Origin of the sequence: Streptomyces sp. NPDC020898, from assembly GCF_044333925.1 — a bacterium.
Classification (GTDB): domain Bacteria; phylum Actinomycetota; class Actinomycetes; order Streptomycetales; family Streptomycetaceae; genus Streptomyces.
Window position 1 is genome coordinate 126,346 of sequence record NZ_JBIRRV010000015.1, and the last position, 23,774, is coordinate 150,119.

The following is a 23,774-nucleotide window of genomic DNA, read 5'->3' on the forward strand; positions in this document are numbered from 1 at the left end:
CACGGTTATCTATTCGCAACGCTAAGTGACAAACTCCGTCACCCTGTGCAACGAGCTCCCTCTTGACGATCCTGGATGGCCCCGGACGCCCAGGCGGGAGACCGGACCCAGGGCTCGCAACAGTACTCCATTTGGGCCACGTGCGTGGATTGGCACGCCACCCAATTCCTGCCGGAGAGTGCGAGTTGGCCGTTCCCCCACCGGTTCCGTGACCTCGGACGCAGCACAGTTCACGTAAACATCAGAACCGGAACCAATTGCTTCGCTACGGCCCCAGAACCCGCCGCAAGTAGTCGTTCTGGAACAGGCGTTCAGGGTCGAGGCGGTCCCGCAGGGCGGTGAACTCCCCGAAGCGGGGATAGACGCCGGCGAAGTACTCCGCGTTCCGCGTGTGCACCTTGCCCCAGTGCGGGCGTCCCTCGTGCGCCGTGAAGATGCGCTCGGCGGCGGTGAAGTACGCCTGGTAGGGCGTCCCCCGGAACATGTGGACGGCGACGTAGGCGCTGTCGCGGCCCGAGGCCGTGGAGAGCGCGATGTCGTCCGCGGGGGCCGTACGCACCTCCACGGGGAAGCTGATCCGCATGTCCGACCGGTCGACCATCGCCTTGAGTTCGCGCAGCGTCTCCACCAGGGCCTCGCGCGGAACGGCGTACTCCATCTCCACGAAGCGCACCCGGCGCGGAGAGGTGAAGACCTTGTACGGGATGTCGGTGTAGGTCCGCGCGGACAGGGCCTTGCTGGAGACCTGGGCGATCGCCGGGATCGTGGCGGGCACCGCACGGCCGACCAACTGGGCCACCTGGAAGACGCCGTTGGAGAGGAACTCGTCCTCGATCCAGCCGCTGACCTGGCTGACCGGCTTCTCGGGACCCGCGCTGCGGTTGTTGCGCTTGGTGTTGGTGTTGCCGGTGTGCGGGAACCAGTAGAACTCGAAGTGCTCGTTCTCGGCCCAGAGTTCGTCGAAGGCGCTGGTGACCTTGTCGAAGGTCATCGGCTCCTCGCGGGCGGTGAGCAGGAAGAGGGGCTCCACGGAGAACGTGATCGCGGTGATGATCCCCAGGGCGCCGATACCGACCCGCGCCGCCGCGAAGACCTCCGGATTCTCCTTCTCGGAGCAGCTGAGCACCGAGCCGTCCGCCGTCACCAGCTCAAGTCCCTTGATCTGGGCGGCTATGGAGCCCGACTCGCGGCCGGTGCCGTGCGTGCCGGTGCTGGTGGCGCCCGAGACCGTCTGCTCCATGATGTCGCCCATGTTCGTGAGCGACAGGCCCTCGCGGGCGAGAGCCAGGTTGAGTCTCTTGAGCGGGGTGCCCGCCTCGACCGTGACCGTTAGGTTCGCGCGGTCAATATTGCGGATGCCGGTCAACAGTTGAGGGCGGATCAACACCCCGTCGGTGGCGGCGGCCGCCGTGAAGGAGTGGCCGGTGCCGATTGCCTTCACCTTCAGGCCGTCCGCGGCTGCCTTCCTCACCGCCGCGGACAGTTCCTCCACGGAAGCGGGCGTGACCTCCCGGGCGGGCCGGGCGGTGACGTTGCCCGCCCAGTTACGCCACGTGCCGCTCTTCCCGCTCGCTGTGCTGCTCAACGGTGCCTCCCCGACGCGGATCCGGCCTGCTCAGCCGGCGGTACCCGAGGAAACCGACCGCGACCGCGACGGCCCCGGACGCCACCGGAACCCCGTACCCGGCGCTCGCACCGGCGGCGTCGATCACCCAGCCGGACACGGAGGAACCGAGCGCGACGCCGACCGCGAGCCCGGTGCTCACCCAGGTCATGCCCTCGGTCAGTTGCGCGCGTGGTACGTGCTGCTCGATGAGGGACATCGTCGTGATCATCGTGGGAGCGATGGACAGACCAGCAACGAACAGCGCCACGGCCAGGAACGGCAAGTTTCCGACCAGTAGGAGGGGGATCATACTCACGGCCATCGCACATATGCCCAGCAGCCACCGGCGTTCCGGCGCTCCCGGAAGGTGCATCAGCCCGAACACGGCTCCCGCCGCGCAGGAGCCCGCCGCGTAGAGCGCCAACACGACACTCGCGGCGCCCTGATGACCCCGTTCCTCGGCGAAGGCGACGGTGACCACGTCGACCGCCCCGAAGATCGCCCCGGTCGCCGCGAACGTGATCACCAGGACCTGCAGACCGGGGGAGCGCAGCGCCGAGCCGCCCGCCTGCTGCGCCCGAGGATGCGGCTTGGGCTCGGTGTCGCGCTGGGCCGTCAGCCAGAAGACGCCGGCCGCCAGGAAGCAGGCGGCGAGCAGCGGTCCCGCCTCCGGGAACCACGCCGTGGACAGCCCGATGGAGATGATCGGCCCGAAGATGAAGCAGACCTCGTCCACCACCGACTCGAAGGAGTACGCGGTGTGCAGGTGCGGGGTGTCCCGGTACAGGGCCGCCCAGCGGGCCCGGGTCATCGCGCCGACACTCGGCACGCAGCCGATGCCGGCGCTGCACACGAACAGCACCCAGTCCGGCCACTCGAAGTGCGCGGCGAGCAGCAGCCCGGCCGAGGCGATCAGCGCGCAGAGCGTCGCGGGACGCAGCACGCGGCGCTGCCCGTACTGATCGACCAGACGCGACACCTGGGGGCCCGCCACCGCGGCGGCCAGCGCGAGGGTCGCCGAGAGGGCGCCCGCGAGTCCGTACCGCCCGGTGAGCTGGGAGATCATCGTGACGACGCCGATGCCCATCATCGACAGCGGCATCCGGCCGAGGAACCCCGCGGCGGTGAAGCGCCTGGAGCCGGGGGCGGCGAACAGGGCGCTGTAGGGGCTGGGCACGGGGAGTCTCCGGTCGATCCGGTAAGGCGTGAAGGAAGCCGATACAACTTACGGGTTAGGTGACCCTAACGCACCCCCGGGGACGGGTCGGGATCCCGGCTGTCAGAAGGGGGTGGCAGGATCGGAACCATGCGAGACGCGCTCGACGCCACCCCCTACGACGCCCTGCTCCTGCTCTCCTTCGGTGGCCCCGAGGGCCCGGACGACGTGGTTCCGTTCCTGGAGAACGTGACGCGCGGGCGGGGCATCCCCAAGGAACGCCTCAAGGAAGTCGGACAGCACTACTTCCTGTTCGGCGGGGTCAGCCCGATCAACGACCAGAACCGCGCCCTCCTGGACGCCCTGCGCAAGGACTTCGCCGGTCACGGCCTGGACCTGCCGGTCTACTGGGGCAACCGCAACTGGGCCCCCTATCTGACCGACACCCTGCGCGAGATGGTCCAGGACGGCAGGCGCCGCATCCTCGTCCTGGCCACCAGCGCGTACGCCTCGTACTCGGGCTGCCGCCAGTACCGCGAGAACCTCGCGGACTCCCTGGCCGCCCTGGAGGCCGAGGGCCTCGACCTGCCCCGGGTCGACAAGCTGCGGCACTACTTCAACCACCCGGGCTTCCTGGAACCCATGATCGAGGGCGTGCTCACCTCCCTCGCGGCCCTCCCCGAGGACGTCAGGGGCGGCGCTCACCTCGCCTTCTCGACCCACTCCATCCCGACCGCCGCGGCCGACATCTCCGGGCCCGTCGAGGACCACGGGGACGGCGGGGCGTACGTGAAGCAGCACCTGGACACCGCGCAGCTGATCGCCGACGCCGTGCGCGAGCGCACCGGGGTCGACCATCCCTGGCAGCTCGTCTACCAGTCGCGCTCCGGTGCCCCCCACATCCCGTGGCTGGAGCCCGACATCTGCGACCACCTGGAGGAGCTGCACGGCGCCGGTGTCCCGGCCGTCGTGATCGCGCCCATCGGGTTCGTGTCGGACCACATGGAAGTCCTCTACGACCTCGACACGGAGGCCAAGGTCAAGGCCGAGGAACTGGGCCTGCCCATGCGCCGCTCCGCGACCGTGGGCGCCGACCCGCGCTTCGCCGCCGCGATCCGCGAACTCGTCCTGGAACGCGCCGCCACCGAGAGCGGGCAGGACATCACGCCCTGCGCCCTGGGCGCGCTCGGCGCGAGCCGGAACCTCTGCCCCGTGGGCTGCTGCCCCGCCCGTGCCCCCAGGCCCGCCGCCGCGGGCGCCGACAGCCCGTACGCGTGAGGAACCCCGTGACCGACCCCCTGCTGCCCGAACTGCTCCGGCTCGCCCAGGAGGCCGCCCGCCGCGCGGGAGAGCTGCTGCGGGACGGGCGACCCGCCGATCTCGCGGTCGCCGCCACCAAGTCCAGCCCCATCGACGTCGTCACGGAGATGGACATCGCGGCGGAGAAGCTGATCACCGACGTGATCTCCGACCACCGCCCGGACGACGGTTTCCTCGGCGAGGAGGGTGCCTCCAGCGAGGGCACCAGCGGCATCCGCTGGGTCATCGACCCGCTCGACGGCACGGTCAACTACCTGTACGGGCTGCCCACCTGGTCCGTCTCCATCGCGGCCGAGCGGGACGGCGAGCGGATCGTCGGGGTGGTCGCGGCGCCGATGCGCGGCGAGACGTACCACGCGGTGCTCGGCGGGGGAGCCTGGGCCGCCGGCGCGTGGGCGGGCGAGCGACGGCTCGCCGTCCGCCCGGCCCCACCGCTGGACCAGGCCCTGGTCTCCACGGGCTTCAACTACGTCGCCGAGGTCAAGGCCCAGCAGGCGGAGGTGGCCCGGCAGCTGATCCCGCTGCTGCGGGACATCCGGCGCGGCGGCTCGGCGGCGGTCGACCTGTGCGACGTGGCGTCGGGCCGTCTTGACGGCTACTACGAGCGGGGTCTCAACGCCTGGGACGTCGCGGCGGGCGACCTGATCGCCCGGGAGGCGGGCGCGCTGACCGGTGGACGCCCCGGAGAGCGCCCGTCACGTGATCTCACGGTCGCGGGCACTCCCGGAGTCTTCGAACCCCTCCAGCGCCTCCTGGAGGACTTCGGCGCCTGGCACGACTGACGCGGATGTGGCCCGGCAGCCGGAAACAACAGAACCCCGGCGCTGGATTCGCCGGGGTCCCGCTGTTGGGCGACGTAGTGCGTACGCACTACGTCAGACGCTCGTCGCGCCGACCTCCACACCGTGTTCGGCGGCGAGGCGGCGCAGGTCGTCGAGCTCGGCCTGTTCCACCTCGACGAGGAAGTCGTCGCCCTCGTCGCGAGCCCGCGTCAGGTCGGTCTCGGTCGCCCTTATGCGCTGCAGAAGTCCTGCGGTGAATGCGTCCATGCTGCGCCCCCTCGTCCTGGGTCGTGGGTCGATGGCACGGGGGTGTGCCGTTCGGAAGGGGCGATCACGTCTCCAACTGGGTGCCCAGCGCTGCCCTGCCGGGCGGCGACGGTGCCGGACACCCACGCCCACTCTGCGGAAGCGGTTCGTTGTGCCACTAGGTGTCATGGCACACGCAGAGCGTGATCGCGGGGTGTAAAGCCGTCCTCCCCCCGCTCCCTTCGGCGGAAACCTCGCCCCGCCAAGAATTCTTCCCGCCGCCGTCGGCAGCAGCGGCGCCGGTCGGCCGGGACGAGGTCAAGCAGTGATCATCGCGGGCCCTCTTACAACCGGTTTACGGGTGAAAGCGGCAGGATGGAGGCCTGACCCCACGAAAAGATTCCGCCAACGTGCCTTCCCGGCCCGCAGGCGACCCCGAGGAAGGACAAACGACGTGCGCGTACTCGTCGTCGAGGACGAGCAACTGCTCGCCGATGCGGTGGCCACCGGACTCCGCCGGGAGGCCATGGCCGTCGACGTCGTGTACGACGGTGCGGCTGCCCTGGAACGCATCGGCGTCAACGACTACGACGTGGTCGTCCTGGACCGGGACCTCCCGCTGGTGCACGGCGACGACGTCTGCCGCAAGATCGTCGAACTCGGCATGCCCACGCGCGTGCTGATGCTCACGGCTTCCGGAGACGTCAGTGACCGGGTCGAGGGACTGGAGATCGGCGCCGACGACTACCTCCCCAAGCCCTTCGCGTTCAGCGAACTGACGGCACGCGTGCGTGCCCTCGGTCGGCGTACGAGCCTGCCGCTGCCGCCCGTCCTGGAGCGCGCCGGCATCAAGCTCGACCCGAACCGCCGCGAGGTCTTCCGCGAGGGCAAGGAAGTCCAGCTCGCTCCCAAGGAGTTCGCCGTCCTGGAAGTGCTGCTGCGCAGCGAGGGCGCAGTCGTCTCCGCCGAGCAGCTCCTGGAGAAGGCCTGGGACGAGAACACGGACCCGTTCACCAACGTCGTGCGCGTGACCGTGATGACGCTGCGCCGCAAGCTCGGCGAGCCGCCCGTGATCGTCACCGTGCCGGGTTCCGGTTACCGGATCTGATATCCCATGACCACGACACCCGCCCCTCCGCAGGCGCCTCCGAAGCCCACCTGGGACCCGAGGAAGCCGCAGCTGCCGCTGCCCTGGCTGCGTCCGACCATCCGCATACGCCTGACGCTGCTCTACGGCGGCATGTTCCTGATCGCCGGCATCCTGCTGCTGTCGATCATCTATCTGCTGGCCGCGCAGGCAATCCGTGAGGGTAGCGGCAGCCAGTCCTTCCGGATCAGCAGCAGCAGCGACATCAAGATCACCAGTGACACGTGCCCGGTGCTGAACGTCGCGACCACCGACGAGGAGCGCACCGCCGCCCTCAAGGCGTGCAGCGACACCCTGCGCCAGCACGCCCTTGACGGCCTGCTCAGCCGCTCCCTGCTCACCCTGCTGGGCCTCGCCGTGATCGCCTTCGCCTTCGGCTACGCCATGGCCGGCCGGGTCCTGACCCCGCTCGGCAGGATCACCCGTACCGCCCGTGCGGTGGCCGGCTCGGACCTGTCCCGCCGGATCGAGCTCGACGGCCCCGACGACGAGCTGAAGGAACTGGCGGACACCCTCGACGACATGCTGGAGCGTCTCCAGCGGGCCTTCACCGCCCAGCAGAGGTTCGTCGGCAACGCCTCGCACGAGCTGAGAACGCCGCTGGCGATCAATCGCACGCTTCTGGAAGTGCACCTGTCGGATCCGGCGGCGCCGCCGGAACTCCAGCAGCTCGGCAAGACGCTGCTGGCCACCAACGAGCGCAGCGAGCAACTCGTCGAGGGCCTGCTGCTGCTCGCCCGCAGCGACAACCAGATCGTCGAGCGCAAGCCGGTGGACCTCGCCGAGGTCGCCGAGCAGGCCGTCGACCAGACGCATGCCGAGGCCGAGGCCAAGGGCGTCGAGTTCCGAGGGAAGCGTGATCCCGCGGTCGTCCAGGGCAACGGCGTACTGCTGGAGCGGATCGCACTGAACCTCGTACAGAACGCGGTGCGGTACAACGTTCCGGAGGACGGCTGGGTCGAGGTGACCACGGCGGTCCAGCACGGGCAGGCGGTGCTGGTCGTCTCGAACACAGGTCCTGTCGTCCCGGCGTACGAGATCGACAACCTCTTCGAGCCCTTCAGGCGGCTGCGTACGGAACGTACAGGCAGCGACAAGGGTGTGGGCCTCGGGCTGTCGATCGCGCGCTCTGTGGCGCGTGCTCACGGCGGCCACATCTCTGCCCAGCCGCGTGAAGGGGGTGGGCTCGTGATGCGAGTCGCCTTGCCGATCTGAGATCATGTCGCCGACACGCGAGGATGTTCGCTTTGCGCGGAATTTCCGGGGCACCTTCCCGGCTACCTCATGTGTGATCGATCACAAGGGCGAATTTCCGGCCATCTACTCTCCGTGATCATGTAAGTCGCCATAAGGCCCGGAAAATCCGGGTTTTCAGGGGTCTTGATCACGGGAAGTACAGGGTGGGGCGCCTTTGAAGTGCGGCATTCGGACCGTGTACGGTCCCGATCGCCATCCATGCGGATCTCTCTTGAGAGAGCCGGTTGGGTGTCGATTGAGTAACAGACCTTGATGTGAGGCAAAATCTCCGCCTCAGGTCGGGCACAAGTCCGGCCTCTCACGCGTTACCTGCGCTGAGACACCGCAGACACCCAGAGGGGGAGAGCGCGACATGGCAACGGATTACGACACCCCACGCAAGACCGACGACGACGTCGACTCGGACAGCCTTGAAGAACTGAAGGCCAGGAGGAACGACAAGTCGACTTCCGCAGTGGACGTCGACGAGTTCGAGGCCGCCGAAGGCCTCGAACTGCCCGGAGCGGACCTCTCGAACGAGGAGTTGGCCGTCCGGGTGCTGCCCAAGCAGCAGGACGAGTTCACCTGCATGACCTGCTTCCTGGTGCATCACCGCAGCCAGCTGGCCCGCGAGAAGAACGGTCAGCCGATCTGCCGCGACTGCGACTGAGGGCGGGTCGGCCGTGACTGGCTCGACCCCTCCTTGGAAGCGCCGCTTCCCCGCGCGGGGAGCGGACCAGGGGCCGTTTGACGGCCCTCACGGTAAGCGTGACGACGAGCGGGGCTCATCCGGTACAGGATCGGCCTCGCTCGAACCGGCCGACAGGCCGGCCGACCACGGGGACGACCTCCCGGTGCCGGCCGAGCCTTCCGTCCCCGTCATCGGGCGGACGGCCACGATCCGGGAGAAGGCGAGGGAAGGCCTCCGCAAGGGCGGCAGCCGGGCCCGGGCGGGTCTGGCGTATCTCACCGACCGGATCATCGACAACGCCCCGCGTATCCCCGTACGCGACCTCGCGACCCTCCGCCGGCAGTTCCCGGGCCTGGGGCCCGAGCAACTCGCGGACAAGCTCGTCGCGGGCGCGGCGAGCGCGACGGCGACCGTCGGGGCGGGCATCGGGGCGGCGGCGATGATGCCGGTGCCACCGGCCATGCCGACCGAGCTGGCCGCCGAGATCACCGGTGTGGCCGCGATCGAGCTGAAAATGATCGCCGAGCTGCACGAGGTCTACGGCGTACGGCCGCCGGGCAATCTGAAGCAGCGCAGCACCGCCTACCTGAACTCGTGGTCGGGTGAGCGCGGGATCGACGTGACGAAGCCGTCGACGATCAACTCGGCCCTCGGGGGCCAGATGAAGCGCGAGCTGCGCCAGCAGATCATGAAGCGGATGGTCCGGGACCTGCCCAACCTGATGCCGTTCATGGTCGGCGCGGCGGTCGGAGCGGTCATGAACCGACGCGACACCAGGAAACTCGCGGACCGCATCCGCAAGGACCTGCGCAGGTTCCAGATCCCGTGGGACCAGCTCCCGGAACTGCCCCCGCTGGAGAAACCCACGGACGCGCTGGACGTCGGGGACAGCCCGAAGGAACTCTGGACGAAAGAGCCCTGAGGGGCCGCGGCCGGACGTGGGTACAGGCGCGGCGGGCAGGTCTTTGCCCGCCGCCGTAGAAGAATTTGCCGTCGCGCGCCGTGCCGCCGATGAGCGGCTTCAGCTCGCCTCGCGCGCCGCCGCCCGCGCCGATTCCAGTGCCGCCACCAGTTGTTCGGGCTCCCGCGTCGACAGATACAGGTACGGCGTGGGGTCCTCGGGGTCCGTGACCTGGACGCGCAGGGCCGTCGGGATGTAGGAGCGGAGCAGCATGAAGGCGCGGGTGTCGGCCTTGTACGTGCGCCAGGCGCGGGCCTCCTCCGCGTCCAGGATCTCCGCCTCGCCCAGGGCCGCCACCGGGATCTTCGCCTCGCCGGCGATCAACGCGTCGCCCACGATCCGGATCCGGACCGAACCGTAGGAACTCGCCGCCACCGCGGCCGCCGCGGTGCCGCCCACCAGGCCACCGAGCAGGGGCAGCGTGCCGAACGGGAGCAGGATCAGGGCAAAGGAGACGCCCACCAGGAAGGAGATCAGCCACCAGGAGCGAGGGGCCGTGAGGCGTTCTTCGTAGGGGGAGGCGGAAAGCTGCATGGAGCCAAGCTTGGCACGGTGTCCGTCGACGGCCGACTCGCGGGTAAGGTCTGCGGCTGTGAGTGGTACTTCCGCAGCTCTGAAGCCCCCCGCCGACGCCGTGGCGCCCGTGCGGCACCCGGACGCACCCGCGCCCGGGGAGCTCCTCGGCGCCCACTACGAACAGTGTTTCGGATGTGGTGGTGAGCAGGCCCACGGGCTGCACCTCGCCGCGAGGGCCGGAGACGGCGTGACGATCACCGCCGAATTCACCGTGCAGGCCGCCCACCAGGGCGCCCCCGGCCTCGCCCACGGCGGGGTGCTCGCCAGCGCGCTGGACGAGACGCTCGGCTCGCTGAACTGGCTGCTGCGCACCATCGCGGTGACCGGAAAGCTGGAGACCGAGTTCGTCCGGCCCGTGCCCGTCGGCACCCTGCTGTACCTGGAGGCCGAGGTCACGGCGGTGGCCGGGCGGAAGATCTACTCGACCGCCACCGGACGCATCGGCGGCCCCGAGGGGCCCGTCGCGGTGCGCGCCGACGCCCTGTTCATCGAGGTCAAGGTCGAGCACTTCATCGACAACGGCCGCCAGGCGGAGATCCAGGTCGCCATGAGCGACCCGGACCAGGTCCGCCGCGCCCGCGCATTCGAGGTGAACCCGTGAGCCCCGCACCCGTGGGCCGTGAGCCCCTGGACGTTCTCATCCGGCGCGTCGATCCGGACGTACCGCTTCCGGCGTATGCGCAGCCGGGCGACGCCGGAGCCGATCTGCGGACCACGGAAGGGTGTGAACTGGCACCCGGGGAACGGGCTGTTCTGCCCACCGGGGTGTCTGTCGCACTCCCGGAGGGGTACGCGGCCTTCGTGCACCCTCGTTCGGGGCTCGCCGCCCGCTGCGGTGTAGCCCTCGTGAATGCCCCGGGGACGGTTGATGCCGGGTACCGTGGGGAGATCAAGGTGATCGTGGTGAATCTCGACCCGCACGAACCCGTGCGGTTCGAACGCTTCGACAGGATTGCCCAACTGGTCGTCCAGCAGGTCGAGAAGGTCCGCTTCCGGGAGGTCGCGGAACTTCCCGGCTCGGCGCGGGCCGAGGGGGGCTTCGGGTCCACCGGCGGTCATGCCGCGGTGGGCGGTGCGAGCGGTCACGGCGGTCAGGCCGCAGTGGGCGGCACAACGGGTGGGAATCGATACGCTTCGGTCGTATCCGACCGGGAAGGACAGTGACGTGTTCGGACGTCGCAAGAAGAAGGGTGCCGCCGAGGACGCGGCCGGCGAGGCCGAGCAGGTCGTCGACAGCGTCGACACTGAGGCGGACGAAGAAGGAGCGGGTTCTCGCGCGCGCGTGCGGCTGGAGCCCGAACCGCGCCCGGACGGCCCCTGGGACGACACCGAGGTGCGCGAGCCCGGCGAGGGCCGGGTGGACCTGGGCGGAATCTTCGTGCCCGGGGTCGAGGGCATGGAGCTGCGGGTCGAGGTCGCGGGTGACGCGATCGTCGCGGCGACCGTGGTCCTGCGCGACAGCGCCGTGCAGCTCCAGGCCTTCGCCGCGCCCAAGCGCGAGGGCATCTGGGGCGAGGTGCGCGAGGAGATCGCCAGCGGCATCACCCAGCAGGGTGGCATCGTCGACGAGGTCGAGGGGCCGCTGGGCTGGGAGCTGCGGGCGCAGGTTCCGGTGCAACTGCCGGACGGCACGGGCGGTTTCCAGGTCGTGCGGTTCGTCGGTGTGGACGGTCCGCGGTGGTTCCTGCGGGGCGTCATCTCCGGGCAGGGGGCCGTGCAGCCGCAGGCCGCCGGTCTGCTGGAGCAGATCTTCAGGGACACCGTCGTCGTCCGTGGTGAGGGGCCGATGGCGCCTCGCGACCCGATCGTCCTGAAGCTGCCGAACGACGCGCAGATGGTGCCCGAGGGTGTCCAGCAGGAGGAGCAGGCCGGCTCCCGCTTCGGCGGCGGCATGGGCCAGCTCCAGCGCGGACCGGAGATCACCGAGGTTCGCTAGTCGCATTCACGTTCCACGGCACGGGCCGTACTCCTCTCCGAGGGGTGCGGCCCGTTCTCCGTCCGCCGGTGCGTCAGGGTTGCGTCAAGGACGTACTTCGGCCTGCTTCCCGTCCTTTTTGTCGACATTGCTGGACGTAAGGTCGACGCTGCGTACACAGCAGTCACGGGAAGACAATGAGGCCATGGGTCGCGGCAAGCTTCGGATATACCTCGGTGCGGCACCGGGCGTCGGCAAGACGTACGCGATGCTGTCCGAGGCGCACCGCCGTGTCGAGCGGGGCACGGACTGCGTGGTCGCCTTCGTGGAGCACCACAGCCGGCAGCGTACGGAGGTGATGCTGCACGGGCTGGAGCAGATTCCGCGCCGGGATCTGGCGTACCGCGGATCCGTGTTCACCGAGATGGACGTGGACGCCGTGCTCGCCCGGCGGCCTCAGGTCGCCCTGGTGGACGAACTGCCGCACACCAACATTCCCGGCTCGCGCAACACCAAGCGGTGGCAGGACGTGGAGGAGCTGCTGGCCGCAGGTATTGACGTGATATCGACCGTCAACATTCAACATCTTGAGTCGTTGGGTGATGTGGTTGAGTCGATCACTGGTGTACGTCAACAGGAGACCGTTCCCGACGAAGTGGTCCGGCGCGCGGATCAGATCGAGCTGGTCGACATGTCCCCGCAGGCGCTGCGACGGCGGATGGCCCACGGGAACATCTACAAGGCGGACAAGGTCGACGCGGCTCTGTCCAACTACTTCCGGCCGGGGAACCTGACCGCTCTGCGGGAGCTGGCGCTGCTGTGGGTGGCGGACCGGGTCGACGAGTACCTGACCGAGTACCGCAGTGAGCACCAGGTCTCCAGGATCTGGGGTTCCCGCGAGCGGATCGTGGTCGGACTGACCGGCGGGCCCGAGGGCCGTACGTTGATCCGGCGGGCCGCGCGGCTCGCGGAGAAGGGGGCCGGCGGCGAGGTCATGGCCGTCTACATCGCCCGCAGCGACGGGCTGACCAACGCCTCGCCGAAGGAACTGGCCCTCCAGCGGACCCTGGTCGAGGACCTGGGCGGAACGTTTCACCATGTGGTCGGGGACGACATCCCGGTGGCGCTGCTGGACTTCGCGCGGGGCGTGAACGCCACGCAGATCGTGCTGGGTGTCTCCCGGCGCAAGACCTGGCAGTACGTCTTCGGGCCCGGGGTCGGCGCGACCGTGGCCCGGGACTCGGGGCCCGACCTCGACGTCCACCTGATCACCCACGACGAGGCCGGCAAGGGGCGCGGGCTGCCCGTGGCCCGGGGAGCCCGGCTGGGGCGGGCGCGGATCATCTGGGGCTGGCTGGTCGGTGTGGGCGGTCCGGTGCTCCTCGCGCTGCTGCTGAACACCGTCGACCTCGGCCTCGCCAACGACATGCTGCTGTTCCTGGCGCTCACGGTGGCGGCGGCCCTGCTCGGCGGCCTCTACCCGGCGCTCGCCTCGGCGGCCTTCGGTTCGCTGCTGCTGAACTACTACTACACGCCCCCGCTGCACCGGCTGACCATCGCCGACCCCAAGAACTTCGTCGCCATCGTGATCTTCGTGGGGGTCGCCGTGTCGGTGGCCTCCGTGGTGGATCTCGCCGCCCGGCGCACGCATCAGGCGGCCCGGCTGCGGGCCGAGTCGGAGATCCTCTCCTTCCTCGCGGGGAGCGTCCTGCGCGGCGAGACCAGCCTGGAGGCGCTGTTGGAGCGGGTCCGGGAGACCTTCGGGATGGAGTCCGTGGCGCTGCTGGAGCGGGCCGGCGACGTCGATCCGTGGACCTGCGCGGGCAGCGTGGGCACGCGGCAGGCCGTGGAGCGGCCGGAGGACGCGGACGTGGACATGCCGGTCGGCGACAACCTGGCGCTCGCGCTGTCCGGACGGGTGCTGCCCGCCTCCGACCGGCGGGTGCTGGCCGCGTTCGCCGCCCAGGCGGCCGTGGTCCTGGACCGCCGGCGCCTCCAGTCCCAGGCCGACCAGGCCCGTACGCTCGCCGAGGGGAACCGGATCCGTACGGCGCTGCTCGCCGCCGTCAGCCATGACCTCCGTACGCCGCTGGCCGGGATCAAGGCGGCGGTCTCGTCGCTGCGGTCGGACGACGTGGCGTGGTCCGAGGAGGATCAGGCCGAACTGCTGGCCGGCATCGAGGACGGCGCAGACCGGCTCGACCACCTCGTGGGCAACCTGCTGGACATGTCCCGGCTCCAGACCGGCACCGTCACGCCGCTGATCAGGGAGATCGACCTCGACGAGGTGGTGCCGATGGCACTGGGGGGCGTACCCGAGGACAGTGTCGAGCTGGACATTCCCGAGACGCTGCCGATGGTCGCGGTCGACCCCGGGCTGCTGGAGCGGTCGGTGGCCAACCTGGTCGAGAACGCCGTCAAGTACAGCCCGGCCGGGGAGACGGTGCTGGTCGCCGCCAGTGCCATCGCCGACCGGGTGGAGGTGCGGGTGGTCGACCGGGGGCCCGGCGTGCCGGACGAGGCGAAGGACCGCATCTTCGAGCCCTTCCAGCGGTACGGTGACGCCCCGCGCGGCGCCGGGGTGGGGCTGGGACTGGCGGTGGCCCGGGGCTTCGCCGAGGCGATGGGCGGCACCCTCCAGGCCGAGGACACACCCGGGGGCGGGCTGAGCATGGTGCTCACGGTGCGGGCGGCGGGGGCGCAGGCGGGAGCCGGTTCCCTGGGGCTCGGCGGAGTGGCGCGGGCAGCGGTACCGGCAGATTCAGATCCAGAAAGGCAGGCCTCATGACTCGGGTGCTGGTGGTCGACGACGAGCCGCAGATCGTGCGCGCCCTCGTGATCAACCTCAAGGCACGCAAGTACGAGGTCGACTCGGCCCCCGACGGCGCCACCGCCCTCGAACTCGCCGCCGCCCGCCATCCCGACGTGATCGTGCTCGACCTGGGACTGCCCGACATGGACGGCGTCGAGGTGATCAAGGGGCTCCGGGGATGGACGCGGGTGCCCATCCTGGTGCTGTCGGCCCGTCACTCGTCCGACGAGAAGGTCGAGGCGCTCGACGCGGGCGCCGACGACTACGTCACCAAGCCCTTCGGCATGGACGAACTGCTGGCCCGGCTGCGCGCCGCCGTCCGCCGGGCCGAGCCCACCGGGGGCGACGAGGACGACGTCATGGTGGAGACCGACGAGTTCACCGTCGACCTCGCCGCGAAGAAGGTCCACCGCGGGGGGCGCGATGTGCGGCTGACTCCCACGGAGTGGCATCTCCTGGAGGTGCTCGTGCGCAACACGGGCCGGCTGGTCAGCCAGAAGCAGCTGCTCCAGGAGGTGTGGGGGCCGTCCTACGGGACGGAGACCAACTATCTGCGCGTGTACATGGCGCAGCTGCGGCGGAAGCTGGAGACGGACCCGTCGCATCCGAGGCACTTCATCACGGAACCCGGTATGGGGTATCGGTTCGAGCGGTAGGGCCTGCCCCGGCAGGCACCTCAGGGAGGCATTCGTTCCCGGGGGTACATCGGTGTCGGTGGGCGCCGGTACGCTTCAGGTATGAGTGCTGTTCCTCGTTCCGAGAAGCCGGTGGGCCGGTTCCGGCGCATGCTCGACCGGCTCTCCTCGTCGCAGGAGGACCTGGAGTCCGAGGAGCTGCGCGAAGACACCGCGACCGCGGGCTGTACGCGTATCGGTGACTGCCACGACCGACAGATAGTGACGGTTACTGGTACCTTGCGCACGGTCACGCTACGGCCGAGGGCGGGGGTTCCGGCCCTGGAGGCCGAGCTCTTCGACGGCTCGGCCCCGCTGGACGTGGTGTGGCTCGGCAGACGCTCCATCGTCGGGATAGAGCCGGGGCGCAAACTGATCGCTTCGGGGCGGATCTCGATGAGCCGGGGCCGCCGTGTGCTGTTCAATCCGAAATACGAACTGAGACCCCTCGGACGGGAGTAGCCGGTGACGTCGCTCGACAAGCCGACCGAAGACGCCCAGCACGATTCCAGGGCGGTGACCGAGGCCGCGCTCTTCGAGGCGTTCGGCGGTCTGCGGGGCATGATCGAGACGGTCCTTCCGGGGCTGCTCTTCGTCACGATCTACACGATCAACAAGAACCTGCACGCGTCGGCCATCGCCGCGCTCGCTGTTTCGCTGTTGCTGGTCGTGGTGCGCCTCGTCACCAAGGACACCGTCAAGCATGCCTTCAGTGGTGTCTTCGGTGTCGCCTTCGGTGTCGTCTTCGCGATGATGACCGGCAATGCCAAGGATTTCTATCTGCCCGGCATGCTCTACACGCTCGGTCTGGCGCTGGCGTACATCATCACGACGCTGGCCGGTGTTCCGCTGCTCGGGCTGATCCTCGGGCCGGTCTTCAAGGAGAACCTCTCCTGGCGTACCCGTAACCCGGGGCGCAAGAAGGCTTATGCGAAGGCCAGTTGGGCCTGGGGGCTGATTCTGCTCGCCAAGTGCGCGATTCTCTTCCCGCTGTACTGGTGGGCGGACACCGCGCAGCTCGGGTGGGTGCTGGTGGCGTTGAAGATTCCGCCGTTCCTGTTGGCCGTGTGGCTCACGTGGGTGTTCCTGGCGAAGGCGCCGGCGCCGATCGATGTGTTCGCGGAGATGGAGGCGGAGGAGCGGGCGGCGGAGGAGCAGCGGAAGGCTGCGGCTTCTTCTTCCGAGTAGCTTCTCGGCAGGTAGGGCGTGGGGCGGCTGTGGGGTTTTTCGCCCCCGCCGCCCCTACCCGTCCCATCCCTGGGGGCTGCGCCCCCAGACCCCCTCACGGCCCTGAACGGGCCTCGTCCTCAAACGCCGGACGGGCTGAAAATTATCAGCTTGGGGCTTCCTCCTTGCGTACTGACAGGAGGTCCTCCAGTTGTTCCTCCCTGGCCTGGGCGGCTACGAACAGGAGTTCGTCGCCTGCCTCCAGGGAGTCCTCGCGGGTCGGGGTGAGGACCCGGGTGCCGCGGATGATCGTCACCAGGGATGTGTCCTCCGGCCACTCCACGTCGCCGACCTGGGTGCCGGCCAGGGCCGACTCCGGGGGGAGGGTCAGTTCGACGAGGTTGGCGTCGCCGTGGCTGAAGCGGAGCAGGCGTACCAGGTCGCCGACGCTCACCGCCTCCTCGACCAGGGCGGACATCAGGCGAGGCGTGGAGACCGCCACGTCCACGCCCCAGGCCTCGGTGAACAGCCACTCGTTCTTGGGGTTGTTGACGCGGGCGACGACGCGCGGAACGCCGTACTCCGTCTTCGCCAGCAACGACACGACCAGGTTGACCTTGTCGTCACCCGTCGCGGCGATCACCACGTTGCAGCGTTGCAACGCGGCCTCGTCCAGGGACGTGATCTCGCAGGCGTCGGCCAGCAGCCACTCCGCCTGGGGGACTCGCTCGACCGAGATGGCCGTGGGGGCCTTGTCGATCAGCAGGATCTCGTGGCCGTTCTCCAGCAGCTCGCCCGCGATCGAGCGGCCCACTGCGCCGGCACCGGCAATGGCGACCCTCATCAGTGACCGGCCTCCTCTTCAGGGCCCTCGGCGAAGGACGCCTCGACCTTCTCGATGTGGTCCGTACGCATCATGACGTGCACCAGGTCGCCCTCCTGCAGGACCGTCTGCGAGGTGGGCAGGACCGCCTCGCCCAGGCGGGTGAGGAACGCGACGCGCACGCCGGTCTCGTCCTGCATCTTGCTGATCTTGTGGCCGACCCAGGCCGACGACGCGTGCACCTCGGCGAGCTGGACGCCGCCGGTGGGATCGCGCCACAGCGGCTCCGCACCGGACGGCAGCAGCCTGCGCAGCATCTGGTCGGCCGTCCAGCGGACGGTGGCGACGGTCGGGATGCCCAGGCGCTGGTAGACCTCGGCGCGGCGGGGGTCGTAGATGCGGGCGGCGACGTTCTCGATGCCGAACATCTCGCGGGCCACCCGGGCGGCGATGATGTTCGAGTTGTCACCGCTGGAGACGGCGGCGAAGGCGCCTGCCTCCTCGATGCCCGCCTCACGCAGGGTGTCCTGGTCGAAGCCGACGCCGGTGACACGACGGCCGCCGAACCCGGAGCCCAGTCGTCGGAAGGCGGTGGGGTCCTGGTCGATCACGGCGACCGTGTGCCCCTGTTGCTCCAGGGTCTGGGCGAGAGCGGAACCCACTCTGCCGCAGCCCATGATGACGATGTGCACGACCGTCCTTCCGGTCCGATGTCAGGACTCGCCGACGTCAACACTCGCTTGTCAGGAGCCGTTGGCGTTGCCTGCCGGCCCTGATGTGCTGACTTGGCTTGAACAGGGTCTCAGACCCCCGCCCAAGCTACACACGCACGGTGGGCGGAGGGCACCCCCGCGTGCACCCCGGTCCGCCTACCTGCGGCTGATGCTGCGGACGCTGGCCAGGGTCAGGAGAGCGAGGACGACGAGTGCGGCGGCGGCGCCGATCAGCTCCGCGGCGAGTTGCGGCATGGGTGCTCCCGGGAAGGAATCGAACGGGCTAAAGGGTGCATAAAGTGCATGGTGGCTTCGTCATATAGGCATAAGGACGCTGCTCTGGGGGCGTCTGCCTGTCTCGGATGCCGGGATTTCACTCCGCGGACCGCCGGGATTTCACCCGGATGTGCCCAGAACAAGTCGGGGAGCTTACGATCCTGTCCGTGTCCAAACTGACCGACGTGCCCAAACGGATCCTGATCGGGCGCGCACTGCGCAGTGATCGGCTCGGCGAGACGCTGCTGCCGAAGCGCATTGCTCTCCCCGTCTTCGCCTCCGACCCGCTTTCCTCCGTGGCCTACGCTCCCGGGGAAGTGCTGCTGGTCCTGTCGATCGCGGGCGTGTCGGCGTACCACTTCAGCCCGTGGATCGCGGTCGCTGTCGTCGTACTGATGTTCACGGTGGTCGCCTCCTACCGGCAGAACGTGCACGCGTACCCGAGCGGCGGCGGCGACTACGAGGTGGCGAACACCAACCTCGGCCCCAAAGCCGGCCTCACGGTCGCCAGCGCGCTGCTCGTCGACTACGTGCTCACCGTCGCCGTGTCGATCTCCTCCGGCATCGAGAACCTCGGCTCCGCCGTCCCCTTCGTCGTCGAGCACAAGGTGCTCTGCGCGATCGGTGTCATCGTGCTGCTCACGCTGATGAACCTGCGGGGCGTCAAGGAGTCCGGGAAGCTCTTCGCGATTCCGACGTACGTGTTCGTCGCGGGCGTCTTCATCATGATCGCGTGGGGCGCGTACCGCGGCCTGGTGCTCGACGACAACATGCGCGCGCCGACGGCCGGCTACGAGATCAAGGCCGAACACCAGGGGCTCGCCGGGTTCGCCCTCGTGTTCCTGCTGCTGCGGGCCTTCTCCTCCGGCTGTGCCGCGCTCACCGGCGTCGAGGCCATCTCCAACGGTGTGCCGGCCTTCCGCAAGCCCAAGTCCAAGAACGCGGCGTCCACGCTCGCGGCGATGGGCATCCTCGCGGTCACCATGTTCTGCGGGATCATCGCGTTGGCCATGGCCACCAAGGTGCGGATGGCCGAGAACCCCGCGCACGACCTGCTGGACAAGGGGGTCGCGGTCGGCTCCGACTATGTCCAGAACCCGGTGATCTCGCAGGTCGCCGAGGCCGTGTTCGGCGGCGGCAGCTTCTTCTTCATCCTGCTCGCCACCGCCACCGCGCTCGTGCTCTTCCTGGCCGCCAACACCGCGTACAACGGCTTCCCGCTGCTCGGCTCGATCCTCGCGCAGGACCGCTACCTTCCGCGCCAGCTGCACACCCGCGGCGACCGGCTGGCCTTCTCCAACGGCATCGTGCTGCTCGCCGGTGCGGCCATCCTGCTGGTGTGGATCTACGGGGCGGACTCGACCCGCCTCATCCAGCTCTACATCGTCGGCGTGTTCGTGTCCTTCACGCTCAGCCAGACCGGCATGGTCCGGCACTGGAACCGCCACCTCGCCACCGAGAAGGACCAGGCGAAGCGCCGGCAGATGATGCGCTCCCGGGCCATCAACACCTTCGGCGCCTTCTTCACGGGCCTGGTGCTGGTCGTCGTACTCGGTACGAAGTTCACGCACGGGGCCTGGGTGGCGCTGCTCGGCATGGTGATCTTCTACGCGGTGATGACCGCGATCCGTAGGCACTACGACCGGGTCGCCGAGGAGCTCGTGGCGCCGGAGGGGCCGAGCGACGACAGCGTACGGCCGTCCCGGGTGCACTCCGTCGTCCTGATCTCGAAGATCCACCGGCCGACGCTGCGTGCGCTCGCGTACGCGAAACTGATGCGCTCCGACACGTTGGAGGCGCTCAGCGTCAACGTCGACGCTGCGGAGACCAAGGCGCTGCGTGAGGAGTGGGAGCGGCGCGGGATCACCGTGCCGCTGAAGGTGCTCGACTCGCCGTACCGGGAGATCACGCGGCCGGTGATCGAGTACGTGAAGGGGCTGCGCCGGGAGTCGCCGCGCGACGCCGTGTCCGTGATCATCCCGGAGTACGTGGTCGGCCACTGGTACGAGCAACTGCTCCACAACCAGAGCGCGCTGCGGCTCAAGGGGCGCCTGCTGTTCACCCCGGGCGTCATGGTGACGTCGGTGCCGTACCAGCTCCAGTCGTCCGAGGCGGCCAAGAAGCGCGCCCGCAAACGGCAGGACTGGAACGCGCCCGGCTCGGTCCGGCGCGGTCCGGCCGAGGAGCGCCCGAAGGAGCAGAGCACCAAGAGCTGAGCCGGAGGGCCGGGTTCGGCCACGGGCTTGTGGTGAGCGGTCGGGCGGCACCCACGTAGACTGGTGGGCTGTTGTCCGGCCGTTCCCTTTCATCCCCCCTGGAGTCACCCCGCCATGCAGGCAGAACCGAAGAAATCGCTGGCGGGGCAGGAGTACGAGGTCGAGGTCGGTCCTGTCGCCCATGGCGGCCACTGCGTCGCCCGTACGGACGACGGGCAGGTGCTCTTCGTACGGCACACGTTGCCCGGTGAGCGGGTCATCGCCCGGGTGACGGACGGTGAGGAAGGGGCGCGGTTCCTGCGCGCGGACGCGGTGGAGGTGCTGACGGCGTCCAAGGACCGGGTCGAGGCACCCTGTCCGTACGCCGGCCCCGGCCGCTGCGGTGGCTGTGACTGGCAGCACGCCAAGCCGGGCGCACAGCGCCGCCTCAAGGGCGAGGTCATCACCGAACAGCTGAAGAGGCTCGCCGGGCTGACCCCCGAGGAGGCCGGCTGGGACGGCACGGTGATGCCCGCCGAGGGCGACAAACTGCCGCCCGGCGAGGTGCCTCAGTGGCGTACGAGGGTCCAGTACGCGGTCGACCCGGACGGCAACGCCGGGCTGCGGCGCCACCGTTCGCACGAGGTCGAGCCGATCGAGCACTGCATGATCGCGGCGCCGGGCATCAGCGAGCTGGGCATCGAGGAGCGTGACTGGGCCGGTATGGAGTCCGTCGACGCGATCGCCGCGACGGGATCCCAGGACCGCATGGTCATCCTGGAACCGAAGCCGGGCGCCCGCCTCCCCCTGGTCGAACTCGACAAGCCCGTCTCGGTCATGCGCGTCGAGGAGCACGACGGCGGCATCCACCGCGTCCACGGCCGCGCGTTCGTCCGTGAGCGCGCCGACGGCCGTACGTACCGGGTCGGCAGCGGCGGCTTCTGGCAGGTCCACCCCATGGCGGCGGACACGCTGATGAAGGCGGTCATGCAGGGCCTGCTCCCGCGCAAGGGCGACATGGCCCTCGACCTCTACTGCGGCGTCGGCCTCTTCGCGGGTGCCCTCGCCGACCGCATCGGCGACAAGGGCGCGGTGCTCGGCATCGAGTCGGGCAAGCGCGCCGTCGAGGACGCCCGGCACAACCTCGCCGCCTTCGACCGCGTCCGCATCGAACAGGGCAAGGTCGAGGCGGTGCTGCCGAAGACAGGTATCACCGAGGTCGACCTGATCGTCCTGGACCCGCCCCGGGCGGGTGCCGGCCGGAAGACGGTCGAGCAGCTGGTGAAGCTCGGGGCGCGGAAGATCGCCTACGTGGCGTGCGACCCGGCGGCGCTGGCACGGGACCTGGGGTACTTCCGGGACGGGGGGTATCGGGTGCGGTCACTGCGGGCTTTTGATCTGTTTCCGATGACGCATCATGTGGAGTGCGTGGCGATTCTTGAGCCCGTTAAGAAGGGCGCCTGACCTGTCCGGACCCGGTGGGCGTGTGACCGGCCGATCGGTGCCCGCGGTGCTGCCCCCGGCGCTGCGTGGGTGGCTCGGGCTGATCGCGGCCTTCGGCGTGCTGGTGGTCGTCGTGCTCGGCGTCCTGTACGCCGGCCACAGCGAGCCCGGCACAGTGGACAGGTGGGTCGTCCGGCCGACGGCGGACAGTGTGCGGCCGCCGTGGCGGAACGTCGCTCTGGCCACGGACTTTCTGGGGGAGCCCGTCGGAGCGGCGCTGCTGGTCGTCGCCGCTGTGACGGGCTGCCTGCTGCTTCGGTGGCCTCGCGCGGCGGTGCTCGTCGTCGCCGGTGCCGGCCTGACCGTGGCGACGACGACGCTGCTCAAGCCCCTGGTGGGCCGCACCATCCACGGCGACGACAACCTGTCCTACCCGAGCGGGCACACCGCCTTCCTCACCGCGTTCGCCCTCATGGTGGCGCTGCTCGCGGCCGGCCGGCTCGGCCTCGGCAGGACGGCCGGCACGCTACTCGTGTTCGCCGCGGGGCTGGTCGGCGGCGGCGCCATGGGCTGGGCGCAGGTCGCCCTTGGCGCGCACTACCCGACCGACGTCCTCGGCGGCTGGTGCACCGCGCTGGCGGTGACACCGGCGACCGCGTGGCTGGTCGACCGCGCGGCCGACGCCGGTCGGCCGACCCGTCGCTGACGTCAGGCCAAACGGCGGAACACAGGCTTCACCGGTCGTCCGGCCAGCCAGGGGGTGGGGTCGGCGGCGTCCAGTGCCTTCCGGTACACCGCACATGCCTCGGCGACCACGTCGACGGTGCGGTCGATGTCGGCGTCGTCGAGCGCGCTGCTCACCACGAACGACGGGGCCAGCACCCCGCCTGCGAGGAGCCGGCGCAGGAACAGGGTGCGGTACTCCTGCGACGGCTGCCCGTTCTCGTCGAGCGTGGCGAAGACCAGGTTGCTGGCCCGCCCCCGGACGACGATGTGGTCGCCGACGCCCATGCCGGCGGCGGCGGCGCGGACACCGGCTGCCAACCGCTCGCCGAGTGCGTGCAGCCGCGCCGTGACGCCCTCCTCGACGTAGGTGGTCTGCACGGCCATCGCGGCTGCCAGGGAGTGTGTTTCCGCGCCGTGCGTGGTGGACAGCAGGAATACGCGGTCGCCGGAGTGACGCAGCCCGCCCCGCTCCATCAGGTCGCGGCGCCCGGCCAGCGCGGAGACGGCGAACCCGTTGCCCAGCGCCTTGCCGAACGTGGAGAGGTCGGGGACGACGCCGTACAGGCCCTGGGCGCCCGCCTCGGACCAGCGGAGGCCGGTGATCATCTCGTCGAAGATCAGCACACAGCCGTGCCGGTCGGCCAGCTCGCGCAGGCCGGCGAGGTATCCGGACGGCGGTTCGGTGTGGCCGGCGGGTTCGAGGATCAGGCAGGCGACCTCGTCCGGGTACCGGGTGAGCAGCTCCTCCGTGGCGGCCAGGTCTCCGTACGGGAAGGACACGGTGAGCTCGGTGGTCGCCGCCGGAATGCCCGCGGACATCGGCGTCGTACCGATGAACCAGTCGTCGGTGGAGAAGAAGGGGTGGTCGCCGCAGATGGCCACCCGCGGGCGTCCGGTGACGGCGCGGGCGAGGCGTACGGCGGCGGTGGTGACGTCGGAGCCGTTCTTCGCGAACTTCACCATTTCGGCGGTCGGCACCGTGGCCAGGAAGCGTTCCGCGGCGTCCAGTTCGACGATGGACGGCCGGACGAAGTTGCTGCCGCGGTCGAGTTCCCGGCGCACCGCCTCGGTCACGCGTGGGTGGGCGTGGCCGAGGCTGACCGAGCGCAGGCCGGAGCCGTACTCGATGTAGCGGTTGCCGTCGATGTCCCACACGTGGGCACCGCGGCCGTGGCTGATGACCGGGGCCAGGTTCTCGGGGTACTGGTCGTCGCCCTTGGCGTAGGTGTGCGCGCCCCCCGGGATCAGGGCGTGCAGCCGCTCGTTCGCTGTCCGCGACCGGGGAAGGCTGAACTCTTCGGTGTCCACG

General features: G+C 69.8%; 23 protein-coding genes. 16 read left to right on the top strand and 7 right to left on the bottom strand.

The genetic code is table 11. From position 1 onward, the window contains the following. Window positions 1-265: 265 nt before the first annotated feature. The gene (locus ACH4TV_RS36240; protein WP_398405528.1) at window positions 266-1,585 is read right to left on the bottom strand and encodes a D-arabinono-1,4-lactone oxidase; all 1,320 of its coding nucleotides are present in this window, start codon (window positions 1,583-1,585) and stop codon (window positions 266-268) included. Further along, window positions 1,545-2,783: an MFS transporter gene (locus ACH4TV_RS36245; RefSeq protein ID WP_398405529.1), complete on the bottom strand. Its 1,239-nt coding sequence runs from the start codon at window positions 2,781-2,783 to the stop codon at window positions 1,545-1,547. The genes ACH4TV_RS36240 and ACH4TV_RS36245 overlap by 41 nt, the downstream gene beginning before the upstream one ends. Before the next feature lie 129 nt (window positions 2,784-2,912). Between ACH4TV_RS36245 and ACH4TV_RS36250 the strand changes: the two genes are divergently transcribed. Together ACH4TV_RS36250 and ACH4TV_RS36255 are read left to right on the top strand one after the other, a co-directional pair. Further along, window positions 2,913-4,040 (top strand): ferrochelatase, encoded by a 1,128-nt coding sequence (locus tag ACH4TV_RS36250; RefSeq protein ID WP_398405530.1) that lies wholly within the window; start codon window positions 2,913-2,915, stop codon window positions 4,038-4,040. Between the two features lie 8 nt (window positions 4,041-4,048). Next, complete coding sequence (locus ACH4TV_RS36255) at window positions 4,049-4,864, top strand: inositol monophosphatase family protein (RefSeq protein ID WP_398405531.1); 816 nt, start codon at window positions 4,049-4,051, stop codon at window positions 4,862-4,864. Between the two features lie 93 nt (window positions 4,865-4,957). On the opposite strand, the gene ACH4TV_RS36260 is transcribed toward ACH4TV_RS36255, so the two are convergent. Further along, window positions 4,958-5,131: a hypothetical protein gene (locus ACH4TV_RS36260; RefSeq protein ID WP_167467697.1), complete on the bottom strand. Its 174-nt coding sequence runs from the start codon at window positions 5,129-5,131 to the stop codon at window positions 4,958-4,960. Between the two features lie 433 nt (window positions 5,132-5,564). On the opposite strand from ACH4TV_RS36260, the gene ACH4TV_RS36265 reads away from it, so the two are divergent. From ACH4TV_RS36265 to ACH4TV_RS36280, 4 genes are all read left to right on the top strand, one after another. Beyond that, window positions 5,565-6,218: a response regulator transcription factor gene (locus ACH4TV_RS36265; protein WP_189147587.1), complete on the top strand. Its 654-nt coding sequence runs from the start codon at window positions 5,565-5,567 to the stop codon at window positions 6,216-6,218. Window positions 6,219-6,224: 6 nt separating this feature from the next. Further along, the gene (locus ACH4TV_RS36270; RefSeq protein WP_398405532.1) at window positions 6,225-7,472 is read left to right on the top strand and encodes a sensor histidine kinase; all 1,248 of its coding nucleotides are present in this window, start codon (window positions 6,225-6,227) and stop codon (window positions 7,470-7,472) included. A gap of 394 nt (window positions 7,473-7,866) precedes the next feature. Next, window positions 7,867-8,163, top strand: coding sequence for a DUF4193 domain-containing protein (locus ACH4TV_RS36275; RefSeq protein ID WP_235474357.1), 297 nt, complete (start codon window positions 7,867-7,869; stop codon window positions 8,161-8,163). 13 nt (window positions 8,164-8,176) lie between these two features. Beyond that, window positions 8,177-9,106 carry a hypothetical protein gene (locus ACH4TV_RS36280; RefSeq protein ID WP_398405533.1) on the top strand — a complete coding sequence of 310 codons (930 nt, stop codon included), beginning with the start codon at window positions 8,177-8,179 and terminating at the stop codon, window positions 9,104-9,106. A gap of 99 nt (window positions 9,107-9,205) precedes the next feature. Here the strand turns inward: ACH4TV_RS36280 and ACH4TV_RS36285 are convergent, their stop codons facing one another. Continuing rightward, window positions 9,206-9,679, bottom strand: coding sequence for a DUF3093 domain-containing protein (locus tag ACH4TV_RS36285; protein ID WP_398405534.1), 474 nt, complete (start codon window positions 9,677-9,679; stop codon window positions 9,206-9,208). Between the two features lie 58 nt (window positions 9,680-9,737). Here ACH4TV_RS36285 and ACH4TV_RS36290 point away from each other — a divergent pair, with 58 nt between their 5' ends. From ACH4TV_RS36290 to ACH4TV_RS36320, 7 genes are all read left to right on the top strand, one after another. Further along, window positions 9,738-10,322 (top strand): PaaI family thioesterase, encoded by a 585-nt coding sequence (locus ACH4TV_RS36290; RefSeq protein WP_398405535.1) that lies wholly within the window; start codon window positions 9,738-9,740, stop codon window positions 10,320-10,322. A gap of 11 nt (window positions 10,323-10,333) precedes the next feature. Next, complete coding sequence (gene dut, locus ACH4TV_RS36295; RefSeq protein ID WP_398405632.1) at window positions 10,334-10,885, top strand: dUTP diphosphatase; 552 nt, start codon at window positions 10,334-10,336, stop codon at window positions 10,883-10,885. A gap of 1 nt (window position 10,886) precedes the next feature. After that, window positions 10,887-11,657 carry a DUF3710 domain-containing protein gene (locus ACH4TV_RS36300; RefSeq protein WP_398405536.1) on the top strand — a complete coding sequence of 257 codons (771 nt, stop codon included), beginning with the start codon at window positions 10,887-10,889 and terminating at the stop codon, window positions 11,655-11,657. Between the two features lie 184 nt (window positions 11,658-11,841). Next, window positions 11,842-14,424 carry an ATP-binding protein gene (locus ACH4TV_RS36305; RefSeq protein ID WP_398405537.1) on the top strand — a complete coding sequence of 861 codons (2,583 nt, stop codon included), beginning with the start codon at window positions 11,842-11,844 and terminating at the stop codon, window positions 14,422-14,424. Continuing rightward, complete coding sequence (locus tag ACH4TV_RS36310) at window positions 14,421-15,104, top strand: response regulator (RefSeq protein WP_398405538.1); 684 nt, start codon at window positions 14,421-14,423, stop codon at window positions 15,102-15,104. The genes ACH4TV_RS36305 and ACH4TV_RS36310 overlap by 4 nt, the downstream gene beginning before the upstream one ends. Window positions 15,105-15,185: 81 nt before the next feature. Further along, window positions 15,186-15,584, top strand: coding sequence for an OB-fold nucleic acid binding domain-containing protein (locus tag ACH4TV_RS36315; protein WP_398405539.1), 399 nt, complete (start codon window positions 15,186-15,188; stop codon window positions 15,582-15,584). 3 nt (window positions 15,585-15,587) lie between these two features. Further along, complete coding sequence (locus ACH4TV_RS36320; RefSeq protein WP_398405540.1) at window positions 15,588-16,310, top strand: DUF3159 domain-containing protein; 723 nt, start codon at window positions 15,588-15,590, stop codon at window positions 16,308-16,310. Window positions 16,311-16,455: 145 nt separating this feature from the next. On the opposite strand, the gene ACH4TV_RS36325 is transcribed toward ACH4TV_RS36320, so the two are convergent. Both ACH4TV_RS36325 and ACH4TV_RS36330 read right to left on the bottom strand, forming a co-directional pair. Continuing rightward, the gene (locus ACH4TV_RS36325; RefSeq protein ID WP_329269919.1) at window positions 16,456-17,133 is read right to left on the bottom strand and encodes a TrkA family potassium uptake protein; all 678 of its coding nucleotides are present in this window, start codon (window positions 17,131-17,133) and stop codon (window positions 16,456-16,458) included. Then, window positions 17,133-17,804, bottom strand: coding sequence for a potassium channel family protein (locus ACH4TV_RS36330; protein ID WP_398405541.1), 672 nt, complete (start codon window positions 17,802-17,804; stop codon window positions 17,133-17,135). Before ACH4TV_RS36330 ends, ACH4TV_RS36325 begins: the two co-directional genes overlap by 1 nt. A gap of 464 nt (window positions 17,805-18,268) precedes the next feature. Here ACH4TV_RS36330 and ACH4TV_RS36335 point away from each other — a divergent pair, with 464 nt between their 5' ends. The 3 genes from ACH4TV_RS36335 (at window position 18,269) to ACH4TV_RS36345 (ending at window position 22,445) form a co-directional block, all read left to right on the top strand. Next, window positions 18,269-20,317: an APC family permease gene (locus ACH4TV_RS36335; RefSeq protein WP_398405542.1), complete on the top strand. Its 2,049-nt coding sequence runs from the start codon at window positions 18,269-18,271 to the stop codon at window positions 20,315-20,317. A 114-nt stretch (window positions 20,318-20,431) separates the two neighbouring features. Continuing rightward, a complete protein-coding gene (locus tag ACH4TV_RS36340; protein ID WP_398405543.1) occupies window positions 20,432-21,760 on the top strand; it encodes a class I SAM-dependent RNA methyltransferase in 1,329 nt (442 codons plus the stop codon). Between the two features lie 22 nt (window positions 21,761-21,782). Then, window positions 21,783-22,445 carry a phosphatase PAP2 family protein gene (locus ACH4TV_RS36345; RefSeq protein WP_398405544.1) on the top strand — a complete coding sequence of 221 codons (663 nt, stop codon included), beginning with the start codon at window positions 21,783-21,785 and terminating at the stop codon, window positions 22,443-22,445. 2 nt (window positions 22,446-22,447) lie between these two features. Here ACH4TV_RS36345 and ACH4TV_RS36350 read toward each other — a convergent pair whose 3' ends face one another. After that, window positions 22,448-23,773, bottom strand: a complete 1,326-nt coding sequence (locus tag ACH4TV_RS36350; RefSeq protein ID WP_398405545.1) for a glutamate-1-semialdehyde 2,1-aminomutase — start codon at window positions 23,771-23,773, stop codon at window positions 22,448-22,450. Between the last annotated feature and the right edge of the window lies 1 nt (window position 23,774).